Consider the following 25,511-nt stretch of genomic DNA (forward strand, 5'->3'; position numbering starts at 1 on the left):
CGAATTGGCTATTGGATAGAAGGCCAATCCGGGAGAACGTAGGGCCATGCTTCCGCCCGATCACCGGCTCCGCCGGCTCGTCCAGCTGTATGTCGGACTGGCCCTCTACGGCTTCTCGATGGCCCTGATGATCCGCGCCAACCTCGGCCTGGACCCCTGGGACGCCTTCCACCAGGGCATCGCCGAGCACGTCCCGTGGAGCTTCGGCACGGTGACGATCGTCGTCGGCGCCGCGGTACTGCTGCTCTGGATCCCGCTGCGGCAGCGCCCGGGCTTGGGCACGATCAGCAACGTCGTGGTGATCGGCGTGGCGGTCGACGCCTCCCTCTGGTTGCTCCCGACGATGACGTGGACGCCCGGCCGCTGGACGTTCCTGGTCGCCGGAATCCTCCTGAACGGCGTCGCCGGAGGCTGCTACATCGGCGCCGGTCTCGGCCCCGGGCCACGCGACGGGCTGATGACCGGTCTGGTCGCCAAGACCGGCGGCTCCATCCGGCTGATCCGCACCGGCATCGAGCTGACCGTGCTGGCGATCGGCTTCCTGCTCGGCGGCAGCGTCGGCATCGGCACGATCGCCTACGCGCTGTTCATCGGCCCGGTCGTACACGTGACGCTTCCGTTACTCACCGTATCGTCCAACCCGGAAACCACCAGGACGGCCGATGACGGCGGGTTACCCGCGGCGGCCTAGGCTCTCCAACCATGACCGCTTTCGAGACGCTCGCGATCCACGCCGGGCAGGAACCCGACCCGACGACCGGAGCCGTCGTCCCTCCGCTGCACCTGTCGTCGACGTTCAAGCAGGACGGGGTCGGCGGCCTGCGCGGCGGCTACGAGTACGCGCGGAGCGGCAACCCGACCCGCACGGCGCTGGAGGAATGCCTCGCGGCTCTCGAGGGCGGTTCGCACGCGTTCGCGTTCGCGTCCGGTCTGGCGGCGGAAGACACGCTGCTGCGCAGCGTCGCCCGGCCCGGCGCGCACGTCGTGCTGCCGAACGACGCCTACGGCGGCAGCTACCGCCTGATCGCGGGTGTGCTGTCGAACTGGGGCATCAGCCACACGAGCGCCGACCTCAGCGATCCGGACGCCGTCCGCGCGGCGATCCGCCCGGAAACGGCGGTCGTCTGGTGCGAGACGCCGACGAACCCGCTGCTCGGCATCGCCGACATCGCCGCGCTGGCCGGTATCGCCCACGACGCGGGCGCGCTGCTCGTCGTCGACAACACGTTCGCCTCGCCGTACCTGCAGCAGCCGCTGACGCTCGGCGCGGACGCGGTCGTCCACTCGACCACGAAGTACCTCGGCGGCCACTCGGACGTCGTCGGCGGGGCCTTGATCGTCAACGATCAGGAGCTGGCCGAGAAGGTGAAGTACCACCAGAACGCGGTCGGCGCGGTCGCCGGACCGTTCGACTCCTGGCTCACCCTCCGGGGCATCAAGACGCTCGCCGTCCGCATGGAGCAGCACTGCACGAACGCCGAGCGCATCGTCGAGGTCCTCACCAGCCACCGGGCGGTCACCACCGTGCGCTACCCGGGCCTGCCCGAGCACCCCGGCCACGAGACCGCGGCCAAGCAGATGCGCCGCTTCGGCGGCATGATCGCGCTCCAGCTCGGTGGTGGGCTCGAGCATGCGCTGGCCGTCGTCGCCAAGACGCAGATCTTCACGCTGGCCGAGTCGCTCGGTGGGGTCGAGTCGCTGATCGAGCACCCGGGCCAGATGACCCACCAGAGCGTGGCCGGCTCGCCGCTCGAGGTCCCGGAGGACCTGATCCGCCTCTCGGTCGGCATCGAGAACGTCGACGACCTGATCGGTGACCTGCTCCAGGCCCTGGGATGACCGACTCGTCCGCCGGGCCCGGCGTCGGCTCGACCGCCGTCGAGATCGCCGCGGCCGTCCGCGAGGGCCGCACCACGGCCCGGGAGGTCGTCGAACAGCACCTCGCCCACATCGACCGCGTCGACCCGACCTACGGCGCCTTCCGCCGCGTCCGCGCGGCGGAGGCGCTCGCCGAGGCCGACGAGGTCGACCGGCGCGCGGACAAGGGCCCGCTGGCCGGGGTCCCGGTCGCGATCAAGGACCATGTGGACGTCACCGGAGAAGTCCGGGCCGACGGATCGCTCGCCACCTCCCGCGAACCGGCGCGCGAAGACCACCCGCTGGTCGCGCGCTGGCGCGCGGCCGGGGCGGTCGTCGTCGGGCTCACCCGGGTGCCCGAACTGTGCATCTTCCCGACCAGCGACGACCCCGAGGGCATCGCCCGCACCCCGTGGGACACCCGCTACAGCGCGGGCGGCTCGTCCGGCGGTGCGGCCGCGGCGGTGTCGGCCCGGATGGTGCCGCTGGCCCACGGCAGCGACGGCATGGGATCGATCCGCATCCCGGCCGCGTGCTGCGGGCTGCTCGGCCTCAAGCCGGGTCCGGGGGTCACCCCGCACGTCGACGGCGAGGGCTGGCTCGGCCTGTCCGAACACGGCGTGCTGGGCACGACGATCGACGACGTGGCACTCGGGCTCGGCGCGATGGCCGACCGGCCGATCACCGTGCAGCGCCCGGAGAAGCTGACGATCGCGGTCTCGTCACGCAGCCCGGTCGTGTTCGCCCAGCCCGACGCCGAGACCGTGCGGGCGCTGCACCGGGTCGGACGCGCGCTCGCCGTGGCCGGGCACGACACGGTGGGCCGGGGTCCCCGGATCCCGGTCACGTTGCAGACGCTCGCCGGCGCCTACTGGACCGGCGCCGCCGCGTCCGACGTCCCCGCGAACCTCGACGAGACGAAGCTCCAGGCGCGCACGCGCACGCACGTCGCGGTGGGCCGGAAGGCCCTACGGGCCGGACTCGTCGACGAGAACGCCCGCGACCGGTGGCGTCAGCGCGCCGTTGCGTTCTTCGAGGACGTCGACGTGCTGGTCACGCCGGTGCTGGCGCGCGCACCGCTGGACGCGCTGGCCTGGTCGACGAAGTCGTGGTGGGCGAACGCGCAGCTCTCGAGCCGGCTCGCGCCCTTCCCGGGGCTGTGGAATCTGGCCGGACTACCCGCGCTCGCCGTGCCGGCCGGCGTCCGTAGTGATGGTCTTCCGGGGTCGGTGCAGCTGGTCGGGCCACCCGGCAGCGAAGGGTTGCTGCTCGGCGTAGCCGCGCAGCTGGCGGAGGCGCTGCCGTGGCCGCGCCATCCGGAGCTCAGCCCTAACTGAACGGGCGGGTCACCATGAAGATGACGATGATCAGCAGGAGCAGGGCGACGATGCCGCTGGAGGCCGCGACCCGGCCGTAGGTCGCGTCGAGCTTCCGGCGCGCCTCGACGTCGATCGTCGCGGTGTCGGTACCGGCCGGCTCGAGCGGCTCCGGGGTGGCCGGGTTCGTCGGGTCGGTGACGTCCGGGAGCGTGGGCGCGGTGAGCGGGGTCGCGGGCACCGAGGTGCTGGCGTCCAGCAGCCGGGCCGCAGCGGTCAGACCGGGAGCGACGACCGCGATGCCGAGCAGCAGCGCGATGACGTAGAGCGTGGTCGAGATGACGATCCAGGTGTCGCCGTAGGACCACTTGTCGCTGCCGACCGCGGTGAGGATGAAGCCGAGCGCGGCGACGATCAGCGACAGCAGCGTGTACAGCGTGGTCGTACGGGCGGCCTCGTGGACGCCCCGGGCATCGTGCCGACGAATCGCCCGCATGCCCATCATCGGGGCGATGACCATCGGCCCGATCAGGAAGACCGCGGCGATCACGTGCAGCGTCAACACGAACTTCGTCATGGCCGACACCGTACCCACGTCCGGTAGTCGTAAAGCGTGTGGCGGGCCCGGTGAATTCTCCCGACGGAAGGTACTCGCCGGTATTACTGTGAGCGCCGTTCACTCACGACCCCGGAGGGGCGATCGATGCGTGCCGCACCGCCGCCGCCCGAGCTGACGAGCCGTCCGAGCCGGAGCCAGGAACGGCGGCTGCGAAGACGTCGTCGCCGGGTCGCGCTCTACAGCGGGTTCGCGGTCGTGGCCGCGCTGGTCGTCTGCGCGGTCACGGTCGTGTTCTTCTACCGCACCGGCACGGAGGGGCCGCCCACCCCGCGGGCCGCCGCCGACCAGATGCTGCGCAGCATGGGCGAGAACAGCATCAACGAGTTCGAGGGCTCGCTGTGCGAGGCCAAGAGGAGCCAGGCCGGCGCGATCCTGCGTGAGTTCAACAGCGGGCTGGTGCAGTACGGCCAGACGCTCGACGGCATCACCTGGCGCGTCACCAAACAGACGCCGGTGAGCCGGGACGAGGTCTCGCTCGACGTCGACGTCACGCTCGTCACCCTGGAGAAGGGGACGAAGAAACGGGAGAACCGACCGTTCCCGATGCGCCTGCAGACGCTGCAGGACCGCGGCTGGTACGTCTGCAACATCGAGATCTTGACGTTGTAGGCATCACGCTGCGGCCGGGAACGCTCTACGGCGCGCTCGACCGGCTGACCGACGACGGTCTGGTGGCCCACGATCACGAGGAAGTCGTCGACGGACGGCTCCGGCGTTACTACCGGCTCACCGACCAGGGCCTGGACGTGCTCGGGGCCGAGACCGAACGCATGCGGCGCAACGTGAAGGCCGCGACCGATCGGTTGAGGGCGTCCGGGCGGGTCGCCGGTGGTCTGGCGTGACCGGGGATCTGGAACGTCGATACCGGCGGTTGCTCCGGGCCTATCCGTCGGCGTACCGGTCGTCGCGAGGCGACGAACTGGTCGCCACCTATCTGGACACTGCCGACCCCGACCGGCGGTGGCCGGATCTGCGCGATGTCGCCGACGTGCTGGGCGGTGGCGTCCGGCAGCACCTGCGGGCGCGGGGGTCGTCCGGCCTGCCGGGCGGCGCCGCGATCGCCGCCGTGCTGGCGCTCGCGGCCGGAGCGATGCTGGCCGTCTCGTGGCTGGTGGTGATCGAGCTCGCGCCGATGCGGGCGACCTACGAGGGCAGTGACCCGTTCGCCCCGTTCCGGTCGTCGTCCGCGTACGTCTGGCTGGCCTGGCTGGCCGCCGCGGTGCTCTTCGCCGCCGGGTCGGGCCGGTGGTGCCGCCGGCTGCTCGTCCTCGGCCTCCTGCTGACGGTCGTCGCGAAGCCGGTGGCGTGGCTGGCGGTCGGTGACTGGAGCATGTACGCGCAGGCCGCGGTCGAGAATTGGGGCAGGTCCGTGCTCTTGACGGATCCGGCCATTCCGTCGGGCCTGGCGCTCGCACCGATGGCCGCGCTCGGCGTCGTGGCGCTGGCCGTGCCGAGCCGTCCGGGCCGGTTCGTGCGGTGGGTGCCGCTGGTGTTGTTGACCCCGCTGGCGCTGTTGGCGGTGGATCCGGTGATCGGGGTGATGGTTGCGCTGGGGAGAGGTCGGCCGTGGGACGTGCCGTTCTGGTACGAACGGGCGACGGTCAGCATCGGGCTGACGGTGGTTTCGGTGGGGGTGCTCGCGGGCGCCTGCGCCGCGGGCGGGTATCGGGCCGTCCTCGGCGGTCGTGGTGGTGATTCAGCGGCTCGGGGAGCGGAGTAGGGCGAGTACCGCGAGTACCCGGCGGTGGCCGTCGTCGGACTCGGACAGGCCCAGTTTCAGGAGCACGTGGCGGACGTGACCCTCGACCGTGCGTTCGCTGACGACCAGGCGCCGGGCGATCGCCGGGTTGTTGAGGCCCTCGGCCATCAGTTCCAGCACCTCCCGCTCCCGGTCGGACAGCGCCGACAGCGGGTCTTCCCGGGAGCGGGCCGCCAGCAGGGCTCCGACGACGTGCGGGTCCAGCGCCGACCCGCCGTCGGCTATGCGCTGGGCGGCGGCCAGGAAGTCCTCCACGTCGAGGACGCGATCCTTCAGGAGATAGCCGAACCCGCCCAGGCTGACCAGGCTCGCGGCGTGGGTCGTGTCGATGTGCTGGGAGAGGACGAGGACCCCGACCTCGGGGTGGGCCTGCTTCAGGTCGCGGGCGGCGCGCGTCCCCTCGTCGGTGAACGTCGGTGGCATCCGGACGTCGATCACGACGAGGTCGGGGTGCTCTTCGCCAACGGTCGGCAGGAGCGGTCGGGCGTCGCTCAGAGCCGCGACGACGTGATGGCCCCGGGCTTCGAACAGCCGAACCAGACCCTCCCTCAGCAACACCTGGTCCTCCGCGATCACGACGCGCACGGCCACTCCTCCGCGATCACGACGCGCACGGCAGCTCCGCTACCACCGTCGTGCCGGCCGACGGCTCGCTCTCGACGCGCATCCGGCCTCCCTGGGCCGCTATCCGATCGGCGAGACCACGCAACCCGGTTCCCTCGGCCGGGCGCGCGCCTCCGGCTCCGTCGTCGCGGACGGTCAGCACGAGGTGGCCGTCCCGGCGTTCGGCCCGGACCGCGACGCCGGTCGCGCCCGCGTGTTTGACGGTGTTCGCCAGGGCTTCGCAGGCGACGAAGTACGCGGTCGACTCGACGTCGGAGGGGTAGCGCTCGGCTCCGACGTGCACGTCGACGCGGAGCGGGGTGCGCTCGGCGAGCTCGCGCAGGGCGACGTCGAGACCGTCGTCGAGATACGCCGGACGGATGCCGTTCGCCAGTTCGCGCAGCTCGGCGATGGCGACGCCGAGTTGTTCGACGGCCGCGTCGATGGCCGGGTTGCCGCCGAGCTCGAACTGGGCGTTCCGGAGCGTCAGGCCGATGCTGACGAGGCGTTGCTGGGCGCCGTCGTGCAGGTCGCGTTCCAGCCGGCGCCGCTCCTCGTACCCGGCCGCGACGATCCGGGCGCGCGACGCCTCGACCTCCGCGAGTTGACGCCTCACCTCGGCCCGGAGCCGGGCGATCTCGATCGCCAACCCCGCCCGAGCCACGACCTCCTCCCGCAACCGAGACCCGCCCCCCGTCCCGCGACCCTCCGGCTCGCGCCCCTCCGGCCCGCGGCCCTGCGGTCCGCCGACGATCGCCAGCGGCACGCCGGCCCGTTCCACCAGGAGCTCGTTCTCTCCGGCCACGTAACCGGCCCCGGGCGGCAGGTACCGCACCTCCAACCCCGGCTGCGCCAGGACGTCCCGGAGTAGCTCCTCCAGATCCTCCGGGTCCGCCTCGCCCGCTCGCAGAGCGTCCACGAACGCGTCTACCCGGGCCAGGGCCTCGAAGCGGGCGCGCCGGAAACGGCGATCGACCAGGTCCTGGACGCGGGCCCGCAGCGGCCGGAACGTGACCGCGACCGCCAGGGTCGCACCGGCGGTCGCCCACGACGAGCCGCGGCCGACGACGGCGCCGACGACGAGCACGGTCCCCAGGTAGGCCGCGGTCAGCAGCACGGTCAGCACGCCGTAGACGAGCGTGCGGTTGATGATCAGGTCGATGTCGTAGAGCCGGTAACGCAGGATCGCGACGCAGATCGCGGCCGGAAGCAGCGGAACCACGAGCGCGATCGCGATCTGCACCAGCGCGCTGTCGTTGAACCAGAAAATGGCCGGCACCGCGGCCAGCGCGAGCAGGAAGAGCGCGTACGCGACCCACTTCAGCTGCTGATGCTCGACGCCGCTCGACCGGCGGAACCGGACGATCACCGACCCGATCGCCGCGAGCAGACACGCCAGGAACAACACCTGCCCGGCCAGATACACCGGCTCCAGCCCGTCGACCGCGTACGGATTGACCCCGGACCCGAAAGCCGGATCGGACGCGTGCCCGAACGCCGCCCCGACCATCAGCAGGACCACGGCGACGGACGCGACGCCGACAGCGAAGCGCCGAATCCGGCTGACGTGCGGAAACAACAGCACCACGATCGCCGTGCCGCCGATACCGAAGTAATTCGTCCAGTTGGTCAGCCACTCGGCGGTGGCCGCGGCGGCCCACGCCGGGTGGTACCCGTACCCCTCGGTGAACTCGACGAACGCTGCGTCGAGGCCCATCACGGTCAGCAGCCAGCCGATGGGCTGCGCCCGCCGGTGGGTCAGGATCAGAGCGCCGGACAGGCCCAGCGCCACCGCGTTCACCGGATACAGGACGGCGTCGTAGATCGGTTCCCGACCCACCGAAATCGGGATCGAAGCCGCGGCCAGCGCGCAGGTGAGCACGAAGCACACCGTGGCGCCGATTCTTCGCATGCCGGGATCGTGACAGCGCCACCCGCTGCCGGGCAACCGTGCCAGCACCTGCCTCCGAGCGCGTGGCCGCGCGGATGCCCGACGCCACTGAGCAGCGGCAACGTGGACGAGACCACAACGAAGGAGCCAGCCATGACCCGACCACGTGCCACCGCGGTGGCCGCCCTGCTGATCACCGCCGCCGGTGCCCTCTACGCCGCGATCGTCGCCAGCACGCAGTGGGAGCCCTCGCTGGGCTGGCTCGTGCAGGCGGTCATCCACGTCGGCGAACTGTTGGCCGCCCTCGCGCTCGGGCTGACCGTGGCCAACCGGGTGGCCCGGGGCGGTCTCGCCGCGGCCGTCGTCGGGCAGGCCCTGCTCGCGATCGCCGAGGTCGTCTACCCCGGTAGCCCGGGGCTGGGCGACGTGCTGTTCGGTATCGGCCCGATGCTGACCGGGGTGGGGCTGATCGTCGCCGGGTCCGTGCTGGTCCGCGGCCCGGACCGGACGGTGTGGCCGCTGATCCTGGGCCTCTACGTGTTTGTCGTCATGACGCCGGTGCTCATTGGTACCGGCGGGCCGCCCGCGCCGGCCGCGGTCTGGACGATCGCCGGATGGGACGTGCTCTGGGCCCTGGTGGCGGCCGTCGCCGTGAGGCGGTTCACGCCGGCCGAGGCCGGACCGAACCGGGAGGCGGCCGTCGTAAGTGCACGACGGCCGCCTCGATGAGATTCAGCGACGCCGGCCGCTCGCTATCGCCGTCCGGCGCTTCAAGAAGTCGCTCACCACGTACTCGCCGAGATTCTCGGCGTCGGACGTGAAGATCCGGCCCCCGTTCCGCCGGGCCACCTCGGTCATGAACTCGATCAACCGCGGGTCCTCGCCCAGCATGAACACGTTGATCGCGACCCCGGCCCGGGTCGCCCGGTCGACCTCGGCCAGCGTCAGCGCGAGCGTCTCGGGCATCGGCGGCCACATGAACACGGCCTCGCCGTCCCGCTCCAGGTGCGCGGTCGGTTCGCCGTCGGTCACCACCAGCAGGATCGGCTCGGCGTCGCTGTGCCGGGACAGATGCCGGCGGGCCAGCATCAGCGCGTGCTGCAGGTTCGTGCCCTGAACCGGGTCGAAGTCCAGTCCGGCCAGTTCGGCCGGGCGCAGCGTGCGGGCGTACTGGCTGAACCCGATCAGCTCGATCGAGTCCTGCGGGTACCGGGTCGTCACCAGGTGGTGCAGCGCCAGCGCGGTCGACTTCGCCGAACCCCAGGTGCCGTTCAGCTCCATCGAGTACGACAGGTCGACCAGCAGCGCGACCGCGGCCCGCGACCGTCGCTCGGTCTCCACGACCTCGAAGTCGTCCACGGTGAGCCGGACGCCGGTAGACGACGGCCCGGTCCGCAACACCGCGTTCCGCACCGTCCGGACCACGTCCAGCGGTTGGGTGTCCCCGAACTGCCACGCACGGCTAGAACCCGTCAGCTCACCCGCCGCTCCCGCGTCCGGAATGTCGTGGTCACCCCGCGGACCGTCGTGCAACTGTGCGAACACCCGCTTCAGCGCCGTCGCGCCCAGCCGGCGCAGCGCCTTCGGCGCCAGCTCCAGCTGACCGTTCCGGTTCTGCAGCCACCCCTGGCGGGACAGCTCGCGTTCGATCCGGCGGAGGTTGTTCAGGTCGTCGACGGCTTCCCGCCCCAGGGCCCGCTGCACCAGCTCTTCGTCGACGTCGTCGAGCCCGGCCCCGGCGTACTGCTGCCCGAGCTGACGGTCCAACGATTCGACGTCCGAGAGCTCGGCGACCGCACTGGTGGCGTCGCCCATGCCCATGCCCTCCTGGCCCTGCATCCGGGGGTCGCCGCCCCACCGCAGGTCGGGCCGGGCCGCGCGCAGCTGCTGGTTGAGCCGCTCCATCTCGGCCGAGAGCCCGATGTCGCCGCCCAGCATCTGGTCCATCAGGTCGCCGAGTTCGGCCCGCTGATCGGCGGTGAGGCCGTCCATCATCCGCTGGGCCGCGGCGGCTCGCCGGGCCAGCTGGTCGATCAGCTCGTCGATGCTGTTCGGCCGGTCCGGGAAGAACTCGCCGTGCTTGTCGAGGAACTGGTCGAGGTCCTGTTGGCCCGCTTCCCCGCGTGCGTGCTTGGAGAGCAGTTCGTTCAGGTCCGCCATCATGTCCCGGACCCGCGCCATGTCCTCCGGGGACGCGTTCTGCAGCGCGTTCTTCATGCCGGCGAACTGCGAATCCAGTACCTCCCGGCGCAGGAGGTCCTGGATCTCCTGGTACTTCTGCGCGGCCTCGGGCGACTTCCACTGCCGATCAGCCAGCGCGCGGACCGCACTCGCCGTTTCGCTCGGCAGAGCGTCCAACTCGGCTTCTTCGAAGCGAGCCATGTCGCCCGGATCAGCGAACAACGCACGCTTCTCGGCCTCGAGGGCCTGGTCGAGCAGCTCCCGGACCTGCTCCAGGGTGCCGTCCAGGCGCCCGGAGCGGCGCAGCTGCTCGCGACGGCGGCGCAGCTGCCGTCGCAGGTCGTCGAGGCCCTGCAGGCCGTCCCGGCCGCGTTGCAGCAACCGACGCAGAGCGTCGGTCGGAGTGGAACCGGCGAGGATGTCGTCGCCGATCCCGTCCAAGGCTTCGCGGACGTCGAACGGAGGCGCCAACGGGTCGGCGCCGCCGGCCCAGCGACCGTAGCGGTAGCCGGGCCGACGACGGGGGTTGGTGGGTTCCAACGGTTCAGCGCTCATGAGTTGCCCCCGTCAGGAGCCATACAGGGTCTGACCTTCGGCGACGTCCTTGGCCAACCGGCGGTTGAGGTGCAGGCCCTCCATCGCGAACTCGATCGCGGCGGCGGCCTGACCGGGGGACTCGGCGCCGTCCGGCACCCCGAGCCGCTCCAGGATCTGGGCCAGGCCGGGGACGGTCCCCAGCTGGTGCAGCAGGTCGGCCGCGGCGACGTTCTCGCCAGCCATCACCGTGCTGCCGCCCTCGAACTTGGCCTGCAGACCGGAGAGGTCCACGCCCGCCAGGTACCGGCGGAACGTGCGGGCCACGGCCCGGCGGAGCAGGTGGTCGAGGACCTCGATCTCGCGGCCGTCTTCCAGGTCACCGGAGAGGTCGGCGAACTCGACCTTCCCGCGGCTGGCCGGGACCACCGACGGCAGGTCGCACACCCGGGCCACCGGCGTCTCGCCGGTCTTCGCGGCCCGTCGCACGGCCGAGGCGGCCACGGTCTCGAGCGCTGCGATCGCGAACCGGGCCGAGACGCCCGACCGCTGATCGACCTGCGGGGCCTCACGGACCTCGCGGGTGAATCGGCCGACGATCTCACGCAGGTGCTCGGGCACGACCGGCTCGCCCAGGGGCTCGTCCGGCCAGCTGACCAGCGCTTCCTGCTCGATGACGGCCAGTTCGCCGGCCAGGTCGAGCGGGTAGTGGGTGCGGATCTCCGCGCCGAAGCGGTCCTTCAGCGGGGTGATGATGCGACCGCGGTTGGTGTAGTCCTCCGGGTTGGCGCTGGCCACCACGAGGAGGTCGAGTGGCAGCCGTAGCGTGTAGCCGCGGACCTGGATGTCGCGCTCCTCGAGCACGTTGAGCAGCGCGACCTGGATGCGTTCGGCCAGGTCGGGGAGCTCGTTCACCGCGATGATGCCGCGGTTGGTGCGGGGGATGAGTCCGTAGTGGATGGTCTCCGGATCGCCGAGCGTCCGGCCCTCGGCGACCTTGATCGGGTCGACGTCGCCGATCAGGTCGCCGACGGAGGTGTCGGGGGTGGCGAGCTTCTCGCCGAACCGGAACGAGCGGTGCAACCACTCGACCGGGGTCGCGTCGCCCAGCTCGGCGACGAGGTTCTGTCCGTACACGCTGATCGGCGCGAACGGGTGGTCGTTGAGTTCGGACCCGGCGATCACCGGAGTCCATTCGTCGAGCAGCGAGACCAGCGCCCGGATCAGGCGCGTCTTGCCCTGGCCGCGCTCGCCGAGCAGCACCAGGTCGTGGCCGGCCAGCAGCGCACGCTCGAGTTCGGGAAGGACCGTTTCGTCGAATCCGAGGATTCCGGGAACAGAAGGTTCGCCGGCGCGCAGGCGGGCCAGCAGGTTGTGCCGGATCTCGGCCTTCACGCCGCGGTACGGGGTCCCGGCGTCCCGAAGGGCGCCGAGAGTGGTGGGTTCGGGCCGGGCTTCCGCCTCGGCCGCCGAGGCATCACGCGTCACAGTCCGACGCTACGTCGGAATCCGTTGGGTGGCGAGACGATCAGGCCGACGAGACCGAGCGAACCAATTGCACCGTCGCGCCACCATTGTTGTGGATCGTCACCCGCTCGCAGATCTGCCGGGCGAGCCACAGGCCCCGTCCCCGCTCCTGGGCCGTGCCCGGCGGGCGGTACCCGGCGATCAACGGGTCGACGATCGGCAGCGCGCTGCGGACCTCGCAGAACAGCAGGTCGCCATCGGCCCAGAAGCGCCCGACGCCCCGCCCGCCCCCGTGCTCGACCGCGTTGCTGGCGATCTCGTAGATCGCGATCAGGAACTCGTGCGCCTCGTCCTCGACCATGCCCGCGTCGAGCGCCCAGGCCAGCGCGGTCTTGCGCACGGCCGGGATCTCGGCCGCGCCGAACTCGATCGTCGCCGCCCAGGCCGGCACCGGCAGGCGGTCGGGGTGCGGGTTCGCGGCCAGGAAGTCGCCGGTGGTCATGTACGCGGTGGAGTCCTGCAGACCGGCCGCGTTCCGCGTCGAGGGGTGCGTGTGCCGGGCCGCGGCCAGGACGTCGGCCGGGACCGTGCGCGTGTCGTAGGCGCAGCACAGATCCACCGACAGCGCGGCCAGCGCCGAGTTGAGCACGGACTCGTAGCGTTCCCAGTCGCCCGTGACGGCCGCGTTCTCCCAGCGCAGCTCCACCAGCGCCCGGAGCCGGTGACCGCCCCGGGCGGCGCGCTCGGCCCGGCGGGCGTAGGCGCCGATCGTCCAGGCCGGGATGCGGTGCCAGCTCTGCTCGTCGACGACCTCGACGCGCTCGGCCAGCGGGCCCAGCGCGGTGAGGATGCCGGGCGCCTGTGCGGTCGCCAACACGACCGAGTCACCGGCGACGAGACCCTGGCGGACGTAGTCCGTCGCGCAGGTCAGGAACTCGTCCGGGGAGGAGTAGACGAGAGCGGAGTGGCCGAGCATCGGACCTGCGCCAGGGTGGGGACCGCCGTCGATCTGGGTCGCAGTCAAGGCCGGCCCGAGGGGGTCATGGGCACGTGAACCGGCGGAACGGCTTCTCCCGCTGACCGCACAGTCTTCTCCCGCCCGTCGTTTCCCAGATGCACCGGCACTACCCGCGTACCGAATTCTCAACCACACCTGGCGCGGGCCAGGGTAACCACCGTTCGCCCGCGATCGCAGCACGGGTGTCGTTGCTGGCACGATCAGGGCATGCCGCTGGTATCGCTCGAGGACGTGTTGTCGGCGCAGAAAGTCCTGGCCGGAGTGGTGCGGAAGACGCCGCTCGAGGAGTGCCGGCCGCTCTCCGGGCTGGTCGGTGGCCCGGCGTTCCTGAAGTGCGAGAACCTGCAGTACGCGGGCTCGTTCAAGCCCCGCGGGGCCTACCTGCGCCTGGTGCGGCTCACCCCGGCCGAGCGGGCCAACGGGGTCGTCGCCGCGAGCGCGGGCAACCACGCGCAGGGCGTCGCGCTCGCCGCCCGTCTGGTCGGGACCCACGCCACCGTGTTCATGCCGGTCGGGGCGTCGCTGCCCAAGGTGGCAGCCACCCGGGGCTACGGGGCCACGGTCGAGCTGGTCGGCAACGACCTGAGCGAGGCGATGGCCGCCGCGGTCGCGTTCTCGGAGGCGCGCAACGCCGTCTACATCCACCCGTTCGATCACCCCGACGTCGTTGCCGGGCAGGGCACGGTCGGGCTGGAGATCCTGGAGCAGTGCCCGGACGTCGGCACGGTGGTCGTCGCGGCCGGTGGCGGTGGGCTGGTGGCCGGGGTCGCGACCGTGCTCGCCGCCGAGCGTCCGTCGGCCCGGCTGGTCGCGGTGCAGGCCGCCGGGGCGGCGGCGGTGCCGCTCTCGCTGGCCGCCGGCCACCCGGTCTCGCTGGCCGACCTGCGGACGATGGCCGACGGCATCGCGGTCGGCCGCCCCGGCGACCTCCCGCTCGCGCACATCCAGGCCCAGGTCGACGAGGTGCGGACGGTCAGCGAGGAGCAGATCTCGCGGGCCCTGCTCTTCTGCCTGGAGCGGGCGAAGATGGTCGTCGAACCGGCCGGAGCCGCCGCGCTGGCCGCGGTGCTGGCCGACCCGACGGCGTTCGAACCCCCGGTGGTGGTCGTGCTCTCCGGCGGCAACATCGACCCGTTGCTGCTGCTCCGGGTGATCGAGCACGGCATGGCGTCGGCCGGGCGCTACCTCGACCTCACCGTCCGGTTCGAGGACCGCCCGGGCATGCTCGCCGGTCTGCTCGGCGTGCTGGCCCGGGAGCGGGCCAACGTCCTCGACATCGCCCATGTGCGCCACGACGCGGCGCTGCGGATGGGGGACGTCGAGGTGTCGCTGACCGTCGAGACCGACGGCCCGGACCATTCGCATCGCGCGAAGAGCGCGCTCCGGGCCGCCGGTTACTCGGTCGAGTGAGGCTCAGCCCGCGAACGGCTCGAGGTTCGCGATCGTGACGTTGACCGTGCGGCCGTTCGGCGCCTCGTACGACACCTTGTCGCCGGGCTTGTGGTCGAGGATCGCGGCCCCGAGCGCGGACTCGGGGGAGTACACGGTGAGGTCGGTCGTCGACTTGATCTCGCGGGAGCCGAGCAGGAACGTCTCGGCGTCGTCCGGGTCGTCGTCGAAGTGCACGGTGATCACCGTGCCGGGCGCGACGACGGTCGCCGTGGTGGGCGCCTCGCCGACACGCGCACTGCGGAGCAGGTCTTCGAGCTGCCGGATCCGGCCCTCCTGCTTGCCCTGCTCCTCCTTGGCGGCGTGGTAGCCGCCGTTCTCGCGCAGGTCGCCCTCTTCGCGCCGCGCGTTGATCTCCGCCGCGATCACCGGGCGGTTGTCTTTGAGCTCCTCGAGCTCGGCCTTCAGCCGGTCGAACGCCTCCTGGGTGAGCCAGGTCGCGCGCGCCTCATCGGTCGTAGACACGGGTGCTCCTCGGGGGTCAATGGATAGGTGGGGGGATGAAACAGAAACTCACAGGATAGCCCGGCACGGGTTCTGCGGGCCTGGCTCGGGAAAGCCCAGTGCAGTCGGGTGGTTACGCAGCCGAACTAGTCGACCGGTAGACAGACCGCGCTCATCGCCGCCAGGAACAACGACATTTTCAGTCGCTGCCTGGCGTGATCGCCGGTCTTCTTTCTCACCACTCTCCGACTGCTCCTCACGTACGGGTTCGTTCAGGATGACATCCCGCTGCCACTCGATTCAACGACTGGCGCGTCGGGAAGTGCCCGCCGGATGTCCCTGGTACCCGATTCCCCGCCCCTGAACCGGGCGTAACCGCTCAAGAACACCCTGTTGCACTCGGGCTGGGCTCCTGCTCCGGCTCGTCGGTGCCGGTCTCGTCCGGCTCTTCCGGCTCGGCGGTCGGATCGGCCTGGGTGGTGGCCGACGCGACGCCGCCGGCGTCGTCGGCCAGCAGGTTGGTGGCCGCGCAGGGCGTGGGCGGGCGGGGGGCCTGGCCGGCCGGCCGGGTGGGCCGGGTCGGTCGCGTCGGACGGGTCGGCCGCCCGGGGCGCGGGTTGTTGTCGACGTTGCCCGGGCCGATTTCGTCGGGGTCTTCGTCGTCGTTCGTGTCGGGCGCGCCGGCGGCCGGCGGCCGGACGACGCCGGGCGTGCGGGTCGGGGCGGCGGGCGCGCCCGCGGTGGGCGTGGCGGCCGGGCGCTCGACGTCGGTGCGGCGCCCCGGGCCGGGGGTCGTCGGCGGATCGTCGACCGGCTGGCCGTCCGGGCCGATCGTGGCGCTCGGCGACACCGCCGAGAGCGGCGGCACGCTGCGGTCGGACGTGCTGTCCGGCTGCGCGTGCAGCATGGCCAGCGTGACGCCGAGGACGCCGACCGCGAGCGTCATCCCGGCGGTGGAGAGCCCGAGCCGGGTGGGGGAGGCGGCCGGCTCCGGCGGTCGGTGCCGGCCGGTGTAGCCGCGCCGGGCGATCGTCGAGCGTTCACCGCGTCGGAGGGCCGGCAGGTTGTCGGATCGGGGGACCAGTGCGAGCGGGCGGTCCCGGTGGTCGACGGTCTCGGTCGAGTCCCGGATCGCCGGCAGGTCGACGGTCGTGGCGTCGTCGTCGCGGACGACCGGCAGCGAGTCGGTCGTGCTGTCGAGCGGGCCCTTCTCGATCGCCCGCAGTTCCGGCGACCAGGACGGCAGCGGGAGGCGTCCGGACCACACCGCGGTCGGCGGGTCGACCTCGACCGGAGGGAATTCCTCGGTGACCGCGTCGTCGGGATCCTGCTCGGCGGCGCGGGCCCGGGCCCAGTAGAGCGGGTCGGTCTGCGCGACCGAATGACGCGAGCGGCGCGCCGAACCGCCCCCGCGACGGGGGGTGGAGGGGTCGTGCCGAGCGGCCATGGGGGAGCGACTCCTGGCGGTGTCAACGCGCGGAACCCGGTGTTCCGCCCTCGCCAGGTAACCCCGGGAAATCAGCCGCGGCGAGGCTCCTGTCCGGATGCGACCCCGCTATCCGACCTCATGCTCCGACGTTCGGAGGAAGGGATCGCCCTCCGGGCACACTGCTCCCCTCCCTCACGGAGTCACGGCCGGACGGTCCGATCGGTTCACCCGGCCGCGGAACAGCCCGCGGATTCGCCGCTCACCGCGCGCTGGGTCGTGGTGACGGTCACCGTGCGGGTGATGACCGACTCGCCGGACGGGATCGTCACCTCGGCCCGCCCGACCTCGGTGCCGTCGGCCGCCCGGGACCGGACCTCGCACTTGAGCGGCGTCTCGCGCCGGCCGGAGACCTCGAGCTCGATCCGGACCTCCCGGTCGGACGCGACCGAGTACCGCAGCACCCGGGCGTCGACGCCGTCATCGCCGTAGGTCGAGTAGAGCCTCCCGGCGATGCCCAGGCCCACCACGACCACCACCGCGATCAGCGCCGGAACCAGCCAGCGCGGGTAGGCACGCACGGCTCGGCGTCGTCCGTACCGGCCGGGCGGAAATACAGGTGCGGTCACGGGTGCTCCGGTAGTGGGGTCGGCGAGCCACTGTCATGGCGTCCCCGGCCGTCAGGGACACTTTCAGTAGTAGCAGTACCGAGGTGAGGGAGGCCCGGCGCGTGTCGGAGCGCTTGCGTCTAATGGCCGTGCACGCCCATCCGGACGACGAGTCCAGCAAGGGCGCCGCGACGATGGTCCGGTACGTCCGGGAAGGCGTCTCGGTGCTCGTGGCGACCTGCACGGGCGGCGAGCGGGGCTCGGTTCTCAACCCGCAGATGGACCGGCCCGACGTCTGGGCCAACCTGAGCGACCTGCGCCGGGAGGAGATGCGTCACGCCCGCGAGATCCTCGGCGTCGACCAGGCCTGGCTGGGGTTCGTCGACTCGGGGCTGCCCGAGGGCGACCCGCTGCCGCCGCTGCCCGAGGGGTGCTTCGCGCTGCAACCGCTCGAGGTGGCCGCGGCGCCGCTGGTGAAGCTGGTCCGGGAGTTCCGTCCGCACGTGATCCTCACGTACGACGAGAAGGGCGGCTACCCGCATCCCGACCACATCATGTGCCACAACGTCTCGGTCGAGGCGTACGAGGCCGCCGGTGACCCCGAGCGCTACGTCGAGCTGGGCGAGCCCTGGCAGCCGCTGAAGCTCTACTACCACATGAGTTTCTCGAAGGCCCGGGTCCTCGCGCTGGACGCGGCGATGAAAGAGGCTGGGCTGGAGTCGCCGTATCAGGAGTGGCTGGACAACTGGCCGGACGACCGTCCGGATCCGGGTGACCGGATCACCACGCGGGTCGCGTGCGGCGAGTATTTCGGTCTGCGGGACGATGCGCTGCGGGCGCACGCCACCCAGGTGGATCCCAACGGACGCTGGTTCGGCGTTCCGCTGGAGATCCAGGAGAAGGTCTGGCCGACCGAGGATTACGAGCTGGCCCGGTCCGCGGTGGCGAGCGATCTTCCGGAGGATGATTTGTTCGCAGGCGTACAGGAGGCGGTGAAGACCCCATGACGGTCATCGAAGCGGTGAACAACTTCGGCGACACCCGAGAGGGCGCGTCGGCGGGTCCGCTCGCGCTCGCGGTCATCGCGGTGCTGGCGATCGTGACCGTGTTGCTCTGGCGCAACATGACCGCCCGCATCAAGCGCCTCCCGGCCGAGTTCCCGGCCCAGCCGGCGGAGCACGGCCACCGATCGGCCGAGGCCGGGGCCACGACGGCCGAGTCGGTCGCGACCGCGAAGCCCGGGGCTACCGACGACGGCCCGGTGAAGTCCGCCGACGACGCCGGCCAGAACGACCGCTGAACCGACGGCCGGGTCCAGACCCGGCCGGGGAGCCGTCCACCGAAAGGTGGGCGGCTCTTTTCGTGTCCGAGCTTTCGCGGATTCAGTAACCGCGCGTAGTGGTCGGTTCACGTGGCCATTCCTTATCTGCGGCTTACGAGAAAGGGCCCCGACTTCCCTTCTCTCGGCACGGAGAGTAACGTCGCTTCCGCGCGGATCGCTCCATTCGATTCTCGTACCAATCGTTGTTGTCGTTCTTCTACAGAAGGCGGAACGGTAACGCTTCGCATATCAATAGATCACAGGCCGTAGAGTCGACCTCTTTACCGTTCGACTCCATTCTCGACCAGCGGGCGATCGCACATTGATCGGTGACCATTGATGCGACTTCACCGTCCGCGATAGCGATACTACTGTCGGCGTTGTTCCTATCCGGAACGGCAATCCGGAAGTGATTCAACGTTCAAGCGTAGGAAACGAATCGCAGAACGCGGACCGAATTTGCGCCCGGATATTTCTACTTACGTTCTTACGCGTTCGGATGGGTGATCCGGACCGACAACGGCTATCCCTGCTGAGTGACCGAGCGTGTACGGATCGGCAGATCCGCGACGAGAGGTGGTGACCATGCGCGGCGCGACGTGGGGCTGAAATCGACTTGAGTGAACGCTGTGAATCGCGGGACGAGAGGGGCAGGAGGTGGTTGGCGATGCGTGGCGCGACTTGGGGCTGAGTTGACCCGATCTGTACAGAACAGCAGGCGAGCGGAGGTGTGGACATGCGTGGAGCGACGTGGGGCTGAGGCCGGCCGAGCCGGTACTGGGGTGGCGAGATCGACAGGAGGTGGCCAGATGCGCGGCGCGACGTGGGGCTGAACCGAACCGACAGTTTCCGAGTACTTCAAATCGCCGGAGGAGGTGCCCGAGATGCGTGGCGCGACGTGGGGCTGAGTGCACCGTTTGTGGCTTAGTAGCAATTCGTGACTTCTGGGAATGGAGGGATTCGGCATGCGTGGCGCGACCTGGGGATGACATCGATGGCCCGTTGGGAATTGCAGCAGGAAGGGAGTTGCGCGATGCGCGGTGCAACCTGGGGCTGAACTGCCCACCCGAGGGCCGATCGTGCCCACCCGGAACGAATGTCTCCGGCTCGGCACTGATCGCCACGTCCGCGGCGAAGCGGCCGCCCTGTCAGATAGCGCAGCGTAGTCAGCTCGTCATTCACGGCTCCGGAAATGGCGGTTCTGGCCGCCGTTCGGACGTGAGTCGTTAAAGCTCACTCACTTATCGCCTCGTAACCCGTGACGCACCCGCCCTCCGTCGGAGAGGATCGTCGATGCGTGGCCGTATCGGTCGCGTTGTCGGCACCGAGGGAGGCAGCGTGGACGCGGTTATCGGCGCCCAGCGACTGTCGCTTCCCAGTCGTCTTCGCGCCTTGATTACAGGTATGACCGTATTGGCGGCGGTCTGTATCGCCGGCGTCGCTCTGACGCTCCGGCCGCCGGGTGAAGACTGGTGGGCCATCCCGCTGGTGACCGTCATGGTCGCGATCAGCCGGCTGTGGATCGTGCGCCGCTACATCGGCGGCAGCGGCATCCTGGTCGACTGGGGTGAGGCCGTCCTCATCGTCGGCCTGGTACTGATCTCTCCGGCCTGGACCGTGCTCACGGCCGCGCTCGGCACCGCCGTCGCGATGGCCTGGAAACGGTTCGACCCGGTCAAGGCCTGGTTCAACGTGGCCACCACGATCGTCGGCGTCAGCATCGCCGCACTGGTCATGGTGGCGATCGCCGGAGCCCAGCCCGATCCGATCAGCTGGCGCGGCGCCCTGGCGCTCGCGGTGATGGCCACGATTTCGGCCCTCGTGAGCGAGTTGGCGTGCGCGGCCGCGGTCGCGTTCTCCCGGGGCGACACATTCCGCACCGTTCTGTTCGAGGGCGTCGGCACCCGGGCGCTGGGCCTCGTGATGAATTTCGCGATCGGCGCGATGATTCTCGCGGTCGCGCGATACGCGCCCTACCTCCTCGTCGTGCTGCCGCCCGTTCTCTGGTTGCTGATCGAGGGATTCGCCGGCCGGGTTCGGACGCGGATCGAACGTCGCATGTGGCAGCGACTGACCGTGGCGACCCGGGAGATGGGTCACCTCGACATCGACGCAGTGTTGCGGACCGCGATCCTGGAATCGGCGAAGTTGTTCTCCGCGGACGTCGTCGAAGTCGAATGGAAACGGGCCAACGGCGACGCGGTGCTCACCCGCGGTGACGCCGCCGGCAAGATCTGGCAGGGCAAGCCGGGCATCTACCGTCCGGAGCAGACCGCCTATCCGGTCTCGCTGGTGAACGGCTCCGGCCCCTCGTTCGGCGAGCTCCGCCTCTGCTTCCGGTCACAGGTCCGCCTCCCGGAGCGCGAGCAGCTGGCGCTGTCGACATTGGGCTCCGCGCTGGCCGGCACCATGCAGAACGCCTATGTGCACCAGCAACTGCACGACCTGGCCACTCAGGACTCGCTGACCGGCCTGGCCAACCGGCCCTGCCTGATGGCCGAGGGCAACGCGGTGCTGACCAGCGGCCACGGCACGGTCGCGCTGATGCTGCTCGACCTCGACCACTTCCGCCAGGTCAACGACACGCTCGGGCACGAGGCCGGCGACGACCTGCTCCGGGTGGTCGCCGACCGGCTGCGCGCCCGGGTGACGCCGGGGGAGACGCTGGCCCGCCTCGGCGGCGACGAGTTCGCGCTCCTCATGCCTGGTCAGGCCGACCTGAAGGGCGCCTCGGGGCACGCCCGCGACCGGGCCCGCACGCTGCTCGGAGCGCTGGGTGGCCCGCTGGTCGTCGACGGCGTCGAGCTCTCGGTCGAGGCCAGCGCGGGCGTCGTCGCGGCCGAGACCGGCAGCTGCGACATGGTCGAGCTGCTCCGCCGGGCCGACTCGGCGATGTACCGGGCCAAGGCGCGCGGGGTCGAGCTGGTCGAGTTCGACGCCGAGCGCGACACGGCCAGCGTCGACCGGCTGGCGCTGGCGTCGGAGATGCAGGCCGCGCTGGCCGCCGACGACCAGATCGTCATCCAGCTGCAGCCGAGCGTCGACCTCGTGGGTGGGGCTCCGCTCGGCGCCGAGGTGCTGGTCCGCTGGAAGCATCCCCGCCGCGGGCTGCTGAGCCCGGCCTCGTTCATCCCCGACCTCGAGCACACCGACCTGATCGCGCCGCTCACCCGGCGGGTGTTCGAGCTCGCGCTCGGCACCTACCGGACCTGGCTCGACGACGGCATCGACGCTCCGGTCGCGGTCAACCTCTCCGCCCGCTCGCTGCTCGACCGCGAGCTGCCCGAGGAGGTCGGCCGGCTGCTGGCCGAGTTCGACGTCCCGCCCGACCGGCTCGTGCTCGAGATCACCGAGACCGCGATGATGAGCGAGCTCGAGATCGTCGACGAGGTGCTCACCGCGCTGCGCGAGCTGGGCGTCCGGCTCTCGCTCGACGACTTCGGCACCGGGTTCTCGTCGCTCCAGTCGGTCGCGCGGGTCACGGTCGACGAGATCAAGATCGACCGCCAGTTCGTCATCGCGATGGGCAGCTCCCGGCAGGCCGAGGCCGTCGTCCGGATGACGGTCGGGCTGGCCCAGACGCTCGGCCTGCGGGCGATCGCGGAGGGCGTCGAGACCGCGCAGCAACGCGCTGAGCTGGTGAAACTGGGCTGCCACGGTGCTCAGGGCTTCTACTTCTACCCGCCGCTCGACCCGGACGACGCCAAGACCGTCCTGGCCGCCCGCGGTGGCCCCGACGGGCCTCCGCAGTAACGGTTGTCGCCGGTCCGGGCAGACCTTCCGGCTGATCGGTTGAGGGGTACACCGGACAAAGGGCGGCCGAGCGGTGCCTTAGCCTGGACCACAAATAGCGTTAACGCGACCTTATCCAGCACCGTCAGTCGCTCGATCGGCGTACTTGATTTCTTGAGGCACGATAGAGCGGCTGATCGCGCCCCACCGTCCTGCGGCGCACCGTCTCTCCCCGGAGCTGCTCGTGACCTCCCCCGTTGCTCTGAACGCCGGCCCCCGCGGCGTCCGGAGTCGTCTGGTCTTCCTGGTGGCGCTGCTCGCGACCGCCGCGGTGCTCGTGACCGGCTGCTCCTCCTCCGGCAACGACGGCAAGGGCGGCAGCAGCGGCTCGGCGCCGTCGGCGTCCCCCTCGCCGGACGGGCCGAAGCTGACGGTCGAGCCGGCCGCGAACGCGACCGCGGTGGCGCCGACATCGCCGATCAAGCTCTCGATCGACAAGGACACGATCACCGCGGTCACCGTGAAGGCCGCCGACGGCGACGCGATCGAGGGCAAGGTCGGCGCCGACCAGCGCAGCTGGCAGAGCAACGAGGGCAAGCTCGCGTTCGGCGCGACCTACACGGTCTCGGTCACCACCAGCGGCTCGCCGACGCCGCTCACCTCGAAGTTCTCGACCGTGCCGACGCCGTCGGGCGACAGCTCGGTGCGGGCCTCGAGCATCCTCGGCGACGGCAAGACCTACGGCGTCGGGATGCCGATCATCCTCAAGCTGAGCCACTCGGTGAAGAGCGACGCGGCCCGGGCCAAGTACGAGAAGATGCTGAAGGTCACGTCGAACCCGTCGACCACCGGCGCCTGGGGCTGGATCAGCTCGACCGAGCTGCACTTCCGCCCGTCCGAGTACTGGAAGTCGGGCAGCACCGTGCACGTGTCGGTCGACACGGCCGGCCGCGAGATCGCCGACGGCGTCTGGGGCCGCACCGACATGACCGTCGACTTCAAGATCGGCACCAACCGCCGGCTGGTCGCCGACTCGTCGACCCACACGATGACGGTCAGCGAGGGCGGTGAGGTCGTCAAGTCGATGCCGGTCAGCCTGGGCAAGCCGAAGTACCCGTCGAGCAGCGGCACGATGCTGATCATCGACAAGCGGCGCGAGGCGATGTTCGACTCGTCGACCTACGGTCTCGCGGTCGACTCGCCCGACGGCTACCGCACCAAGGTCGAGTACCCGATGCGCCTCACCTGGGGTGGCGAGTTCATCCACTCGGCGCCGTGGTCGGTCGCGCAGCAGGGGAACACCAACGTCTCGCACGGGTGCATCAACGTCGCCCCCGACATGGCGATCTGGCTGTTCAACCGGGTCCAGGTCGGTGACCCGGTCACCGTGAAGAACACCGAGACCCAGGTCCAGCTCGGCAACGGCTACACCGACTGGTCGCTGAGCTTCACCGATTGGCTCACGCACTCGCAGAGCGGCGTCGTCACTACTGCGTGACCGGCTCCCGGTCGGAGGTGTCGAGGTCCTCGACGACGCCCGGGGGCGCGAACGTGGGTGCGGTCTCGGCCGCGGCCGCGGTGGCGACCCCGGCGAGCGTCCCGGTGGCCTTGACCGCGGTCTCGGCCGCGTGGCTGGCCGCCGTCGCGGCCGCGTCGGCCGCGGCCTCCTCGCGGGCCTGCAGGCCCGACTGCGTCCGCAGCGGCAGCTCGGGCAGCATCCACAGGATGACGACGCCGAGCGCCATGATGACGGCGGCGAGCAGGAACACCGTACTCATCGCGTCGGAGAACCCGACCTTGAACGGGTGGGCCAGCGTGTCGTCCAGGTGCGTGATGAACGACGTGTCGGAGAGCGAGCCGCTGCTGTTCTGGAGGCTCGCCGCCTGATCGGGGTGAGCGGCCAGCGCGGCCCGGTACTCCGGGGTCGTCGCGGCCGAGCGCACCGCCGACGAGATCGACGACGTGAGCCCGGAGAACAGCACCGACAGGAACACCGCGGTGCCCAGCGTCCCGCCCATCTGCCGGAAGAACGTGACCGCGGCGGTCGCGACCCCCATGTCCCGGGGGTCGACCGCGTTCTGCACCGCGAGGATGACCGGCTGCATGTTGACGCCGAGCCCGGCGCCGAACATGGCCATGACCAGCATCGTCGACCAGAGCGGGGTGTCGGCGCCGATGCGCGAGAACAGCAGCAGCGCGACCGCCATCAGCACGCCACCGATCAGTGGGAAGATCCGGTAGCGGCCGGTGCGGGTGATGACCGTGCCGGAGACCGCGGCCGCCGACATGATCCCGAGCACCAGCGGCAGCATCTGCAGGCCGCCGACGGTCGGCGACGACCCTTTGACGATCTGCAGGTACTGGGGGAGCAGCGCCATCGCCCCGAACATCCCCATGCCGATGATCAGGCTGCCGGCCGAGCCCACCGCGAACGTGCGGCCGCGGAACATCCGGAGCGGCAGCAGCGCCTCGTCGCCGTACAGGCGTTCGGCCAGCAGGAACAGCCCGATGCCGATGATCCCGACGACGAAGCAGGCGATCGACCGGCCGGAGCCCCAGCCCCAGTCGCGGCCCTGCTCGGCCACCGTGAGCAGCGGGACCAGGCCGAGGACGAGCGCGAGCGCGCCGGGCCAGTCGATCCGGTGCTCACGCGGGGTGTGGGCCACGTTGAGCACCCGGGAGACGACGACCAGCGCCACCGCCCCGACCGGCAGGTTCACCCAGAAGATCCAGCGCCAGCCGGCCGTGCCCAGGATCGTTTCGGCCCCGGCGAAGAACCCGCCGATGACCGGGCCCAGGACGCTCGAGGTGCCGAATACCGCCATGAAGTAACCCTGGTACTTCGAGCGCTCCCTCGGCGGGACGATGTCTCCGATGATCGCGAACGCCAGCGACATCAGGCCGCCGGCGCCGAGGCCCTGGATCGCCCGGAACGCGGCCAGCTCGTACATCGACGAGGAGATCCCGCACAGCAGCGAGCCGAGCAGGAAGATGCCGATCGCGGTGAGGAACAGCGGCTTGCGCCCGAAGATGTCGGAGAGCTTGCCGTAGAGCGGCGTCACGATCGTGGACGTGATCAGGAACGCGGTCGTCGCCCAGGCCTGGAGGTCGAAGCCGTCGAGGTCGTCGGCGATCGTGCGGATCGCGGTCGCCACCACGGTCTGGTCGAGCGCGCTCAGGAACATTCCGAGCATCAACCCGACGATGATCGCGGTGATCTGCCGGTGGGTCAGAGCGGCGCCGGGAGTCTGCGTTCCGTGATTAGCCACAATTTAGTGTAAAAGGT

22 protein-coding genes are annotated in these 25,511 nt (G+C 70.9%); 12 read left to right on the forward strand and 10 right to left on the reverse strand.

Annotation, left to right across the window (positions count from 1 at the left end):
• The first annotated feature begins 46 nt into the window (after window positions 1-46).
• From yczE to FL583_RS03790, 3 genes are read left to right on the forward strand one after another with little or no spacing between them, the layout of a single operon-like run.
• Window positions 47-691 (forward strand): membrane protein YczE, encoded by a 645-nt coding sequence (gene yczE, locus FL583_RS03780; RefSeq protein WP_142703032.1) that lies wholly within the window; start codon window positions 47-49, stop codon window positions 689-691.
• An 11-nt stretch (window positions 692-702) separates the two neighbouring features.
• Window positions 703-1,839 (forward strand): cystathionine gamma-synthase, encoded by a 1,137-nt coding sequence (locus FL583_RS03785; RefSeq protein ID WP_142703033.1) that lies wholly within the window; start codon window positions 703-705, stop codon window positions 1,837-1,839.
• Complete coding sequence (locus FL583_RS03790) at window positions 1,836-3,194, forward strand: amidase (protein ID WP_142703034.1); 1,359 nt, start codon at window positions 1,836-1,838, stop codon at window positions 3,192-3,194. Before FL583_RS03785 ends, FL583_RS03790 begins: the two co-directional genes overlap by 4 nt.
• Here FL583_RS03790 and FL583_RS03795 read toward each other — a convergent pair.
• Window positions 3,187-3,750, reverse strand: coding sequence for a DUF2269 family protein (locus FL583_RS03795; protein WP_142703035.1), 564 nt, complete (start codon window positions 3,748-3,750; stop codon window positions 3,187-3,189). The two genes, FL583_RS03790 and FL583_RS03795, sit on opposite strands and share 8 nt — an antisense overlap.
• A 126-nt stretch (window positions 3,751-3,876) precedes the next feature.
• Between FL583_RS03795 and FL583_RS41400 the strand changes: the two genes are divergently transcribed.
• The 3 genes from FL583_RS41400 to FL583_RS03810 are packed head-to-tail and all read left to right on the forward strand — an operon-like array spanning window position 3,877 to window position 5,512.
• Window positions 3,877-4,401, forward strand: a complete 525-nt coding sequence (locus tag FL583_RS41400) for a hypothetical protein (protein WP_142703036.1) — start codon at window positions 3,877-3,879, stop codon at window positions 4,399-4,401.
• On the forward strand, window positions 4,365-4,634 hold the full coding sequence (locus tag FL583_RS41405; RefSeq protein WP_142703037.1) for a PadR family transcriptional regulator: 270 nt from the start codon (window positions 4,365-4,367) through the stop codon (window positions 4,632-4,634). Before FL583_RS41400 ends, FL583_RS41405 begins: the two co-directional genes overlap by 37 nt.
• Window positions 4,631-5,512 (forward strand): hypothetical protein, encoded by an 882-nt coding sequence (locus tag FL583_RS03810; protein ID WP_142703038.1) that lies wholly within the window; start codon window positions 4,631-4,633, stop codon window positions 5,510-5,512. Before FL583_RS41405 ends, FL583_RS03810 begins: the two co-directional genes overlap by 4 nt.
• On the opposite strand, the gene FL583_RS03815 is transcribed toward FL583_RS03810, so the two are convergent.
• Both FL583_RS03815 and FL583_RS03820 read right to left on the reverse strand, forming a co-directional pair.
• Window positions 5,489-6,136, reverse strand: coding sequence for a response regulator (locus tag FL583_RS03815; RefSeq protein WP_142703039.1), 648 nt, complete (start codon window positions 6,134-6,136; stop codon window positions 5,489-5,491). The two genes, FL583_RS03810 and FL583_RS03815, sit on opposite strands and share 24 nt — an antisense overlap.
• Before the next feature lie 16 nt (window positions 6,137-6,152).
• Window positions 6,153-8,066: a sensor histidine kinase gene (locus tag FL583_RS03820; protein WP_142703040.1), complete on the reverse strand. Its 1,914-nt coding sequence runs from the start codon at window positions 8,064-8,066 to the stop codon at window positions 6,153-6,155.
• 132 nt (window positions 8,067-8,198) lie between these two features.
• On the opposite strand from FL583_RS03820, the gene FL583_RS03825 reads away from it, so the two are divergent.
• The gene (locus tag FL583_RS03825; protein WP_142703041.1) at window positions 8,199-8,774 is read left to right on the forward strand and encodes a hypothetical protein; all 576 of its coding nucleotides are present in this window, start codon (window positions 8,199-8,201) and stop codon (window positions 8,772-8,774) included.
• Between the two features lie 3 nt (window positions 8,775-8,777).
• Here FL583_RS03825 and FL583_RS03830 read toward each other — a convergent pair whose 3' ends face one another.
• Genes FL583_RS03830 through FL583_RS03840 form a run of 3 tightly spaced genes read right to left on the reverse strand, consistent with a single transcriptional unit; the run spans window position 8,778 to window position 13,203 of the window.
• Window positions 8,778-10,781: a vWA domain-containing protein gene (locus FL583_RS03830; RefSeq protein WP_142703042.1), complete on the reverse strand. Its 2,004-nt coding sequence runs from the start codon at window positions 10,779-10,781 to the stop codon at window positions 8,778-8,780.
• A gap of 12 nt (window positions 10,782-10,793) precedes the next feature.
• Entirely contained in the window at window positions 10,794-12,248 is a 1,455-nt protein-coding gene (locus FL583_RS03835; protein ID WP_142703043.1) for a sigma 54-interacting transcriptional regulator, read from the reverse strand.
• A 40-nt stretch (window positions 12,249-12,288) separates the two neighbouring features.
• Window positions 12,289-13,203 carry an anti-sigma factor RsbA family regulatory protein gene (locus FL583_RS03840; RefSeq protein WP_142703044.1) on the reverse strand — a complete coding sequence of 305 codons (915 nt, stop codon included), beginning with the start codon at window positions 13,201-13,203 and terminating at the stop codon, window positions 12,289-12,291.
• Between the two features lie 249 nt (window positions 13,204-13,452).
• Between FL583_RS03840 and ilvA the strand changes: the two genes are divergently transcribed.
• Window positions 13,453-14,655, forward strand: a complete 1,203-nt coding sequence (gene ilvA, locus FL583_RS03845; protein ID WP_142703045.1) for a threonine ammonia-lyase — start codon at window positions 13,453-13,455, stop codon at window positions 14,653-14,655.
• A 3-nt stretch (window positions 14,656-14,658) separates the two neighbouring features.
• Here ilvA and greA read toward each other — a convergent pair whose 3' ends face one another.
• The 3 genes from greA to FL583_RS03860 all read right to left on the reverse strand — a co-directional run bounded on the left by greA (window position 14,659) and on the right by FL583_RS03860 (window position 17,193).
• A complete protein-coding gene (gene greA / locus FL583_RS03850) occupies window positions 14,659-15,159 on the reverse strand; it encodes a transcription elongation factor GreA (RefSeq protein ID WP_142703046.1) in 501 nt (166 codons plus the stop codon).
• 358 nt (window positions 15,160-15,517) lie between these two features.
• A complete protein-coding gene (locus FL583_RS03855; RefSeq protein WP_142703047.1) occupies window positions 15,518-16,585 on the reverse strand; it encodes a hypothetical protein in 1,068 nt (355 codons plus the stop codon).
• 206 nt (window positions 16,586-16,791) lie between these two features.
• A complete protein-coding gene (locus FL583_RS03860) occupies window positions 16,792-17,193 on the reverse strand; it encodes a DUF4307 domain-containing protein (RefSeq protein WP_142703048.1) in 402 nt (133 codons plus the stop codon).
• 101 nt (window positions 17,194-17,294) lie between these two features.
• On the opposite strand from FL583_RS03860, the gene mca reads away from it, so the two are divergent.
• From mca to FL583_RS03880, 4 genes are all read left to right on the forward strand, one after another.
• A complete protein-coding gene (mca, locus tag FL583_RS03865) occupies window positions 17,295-18,179 on the forward strand; it encodes a mycothiol conjugate amidase Mca (RefSeq protein WP_142703049.1) in 885 nt (294 codons plus the stop codon).
• Window positions 18,176-18,472 carry a hypothetical protein gene (locus tag FL583_RS03870; RefSeq protein WP_142703050.1) on the forward strand — a complete coding sequence of 99 codons (297 nt, stop codon included), beginning with the start codon at window positions 18,176-18,178 and terminating at the stop codon, window positions 18,470-18,472. The genes mca and FL583_RS03870 overlap by 4 nt, the downstream gene beginning before the upstream one ends.
• A 1,425-nt stretch (window positions 18,473-19,897) precedes the next feature.
• Window positions 19,898-22,246, forward strand: coding sequence for a putative bifunctional diguanylate cyclase/phosphodiesterase (locus FL583_RS03875; RefSeq protein WP_170323469.1), 2,349 nt, complete (start codon window positions 19,898-19,900; stop codon window positions 22,244-22,246).
• Between the two features lie 223 nt (window positions 22,247-22,469).
• A complete protein-coding gene (locus tag FL583_RS03880; protein WP_142703052.1) occupies window positions 22,470-23,723 on the forward strand; it encodes a L,D-transpeptidase in 1,254 nt (417 codons plus the stop codon).
• Here the strand turns inward: FL583_RS03880 and FL583_RS03885 are convergent.
• Window positions 23,713-25,494 carry an MDR family MFS transporter gene (locus tag FL583_RS03885; RefSeq protein WP_240746567.1) on the reverse strand — a complete coding sequence of 594 codons (1,782 nt, stop codon included), beginning with the start codon at window positions 25,492-25,494 and terminating at the stop codon, window positions 23,713-23,715. The two genes, FL583_RS03880 and FL583_RS03885, sit on opposite strands and share 11 nt — an antisense overlap.
• Window positions 25,495-25,511 lie beyond the last annotated feature (17 nt).

Origin of the sequence: Cryptosporangium phraense, from assembly GCF_006912135.1 — a bacterium.
GTDB lineage: Bacteria > Actinomycetota > Actinomycetes > Mycobacteriales > Cryptosporangiaceae > Cryptosporangium > Cryptosporangium phraense.

Bases quoted from the DNA above. Each gene is read 5' to 3' on its own strand.
- yczE (WP_142703032.1), top strand. From the start codon at position 47: ATGCTTCCGCCCGATCACCGGCTCCGCCGGCTCGTCCAGCTGTATGTC.
- FL583_RS03785 (WP_142703033.1), top strand. From the start codon at position 703: ATGACCGCTTTCGAGACGCTCGCGATCCACGCCGGGCAGGAACCCGAC.
- FL583_RS03790 (WP_142703034.1), top strand. From the start codon at position 1,836: ATGACCGACTCGTCCGCCGGGCCCGGCGTCGGCTCGACCGCCGTCGAG.
- FL583_RS03795 (WP_142703035.1), bottom strand. From the start codon at position 3,750: ATGACGAAGTTCGTGTTGACGCTGCACGTGATCGCCGCGGTCTTCCTG.
- FL583_RS41400 (WP_142703036.1), top strand. From the start codon at position 3,877: ATGCGTGCCGCACCGCCGCCGCCCGAGCTGACGAGCCGTCCGAGCCGG.
- FL583_RS03820 (WP_142703040.1), bottom strand. From the start codon at position 8,066: ATGCGAAGAATCGGCGCCACGGTGTGCTTCGTGCTCACCTGCGCGCTG.
- FL583_RS03825 (WP_142703041.1), top strand. From the start codon at position 8,199: ATGACCCGACCACGTGCCACCGCGGTGGCCGCCCTGCTGATCACCGCC.
- FL583_RS03830 (WP_142703042.1), bottom strand. From the start codon at position 10,781: ATGAGCGCTGAACCGTTGGAACCCACCAACCCCCGTCGTCGGCCCGGC.
- FL583_RS03840 (WP_142703044.1), bottom strand. From the start codon at position 13,203: ATGCTCGGCCACTCCGCTCTCGTCTACTCCTCCCCGGACGAGTTCCTG.
- ilvA (WP_142703045.1), top strand. From the start codon at position 13,453: ATGCCGCTGGTATCGCTCGAGGACGTGTTGTCGGCGCAGAAAGTCCTG.
- FL583_RS03855 (WP_142703047.1), bottom strand. From the start codon at position 16,585: ATGGCCGCTCGGCACGACCCCTCCACCCCCCGTCGCGGGGGCGGTTCG.
- FL583_RS03870 (WP_142703050.1), top strand. From the start codon at position 18,176: ATGACGGTCATCGAAGCGGTGAACAACTTCGGCGACACCCGAGAGGGC.
- FL583_RS03875 (WP_170323469.1), top strand. From the start codon at position 19,898: ATGACCGTATTGGCGGCGGTCTGTATCGCCGGCGTCGCTCTGACGCTC.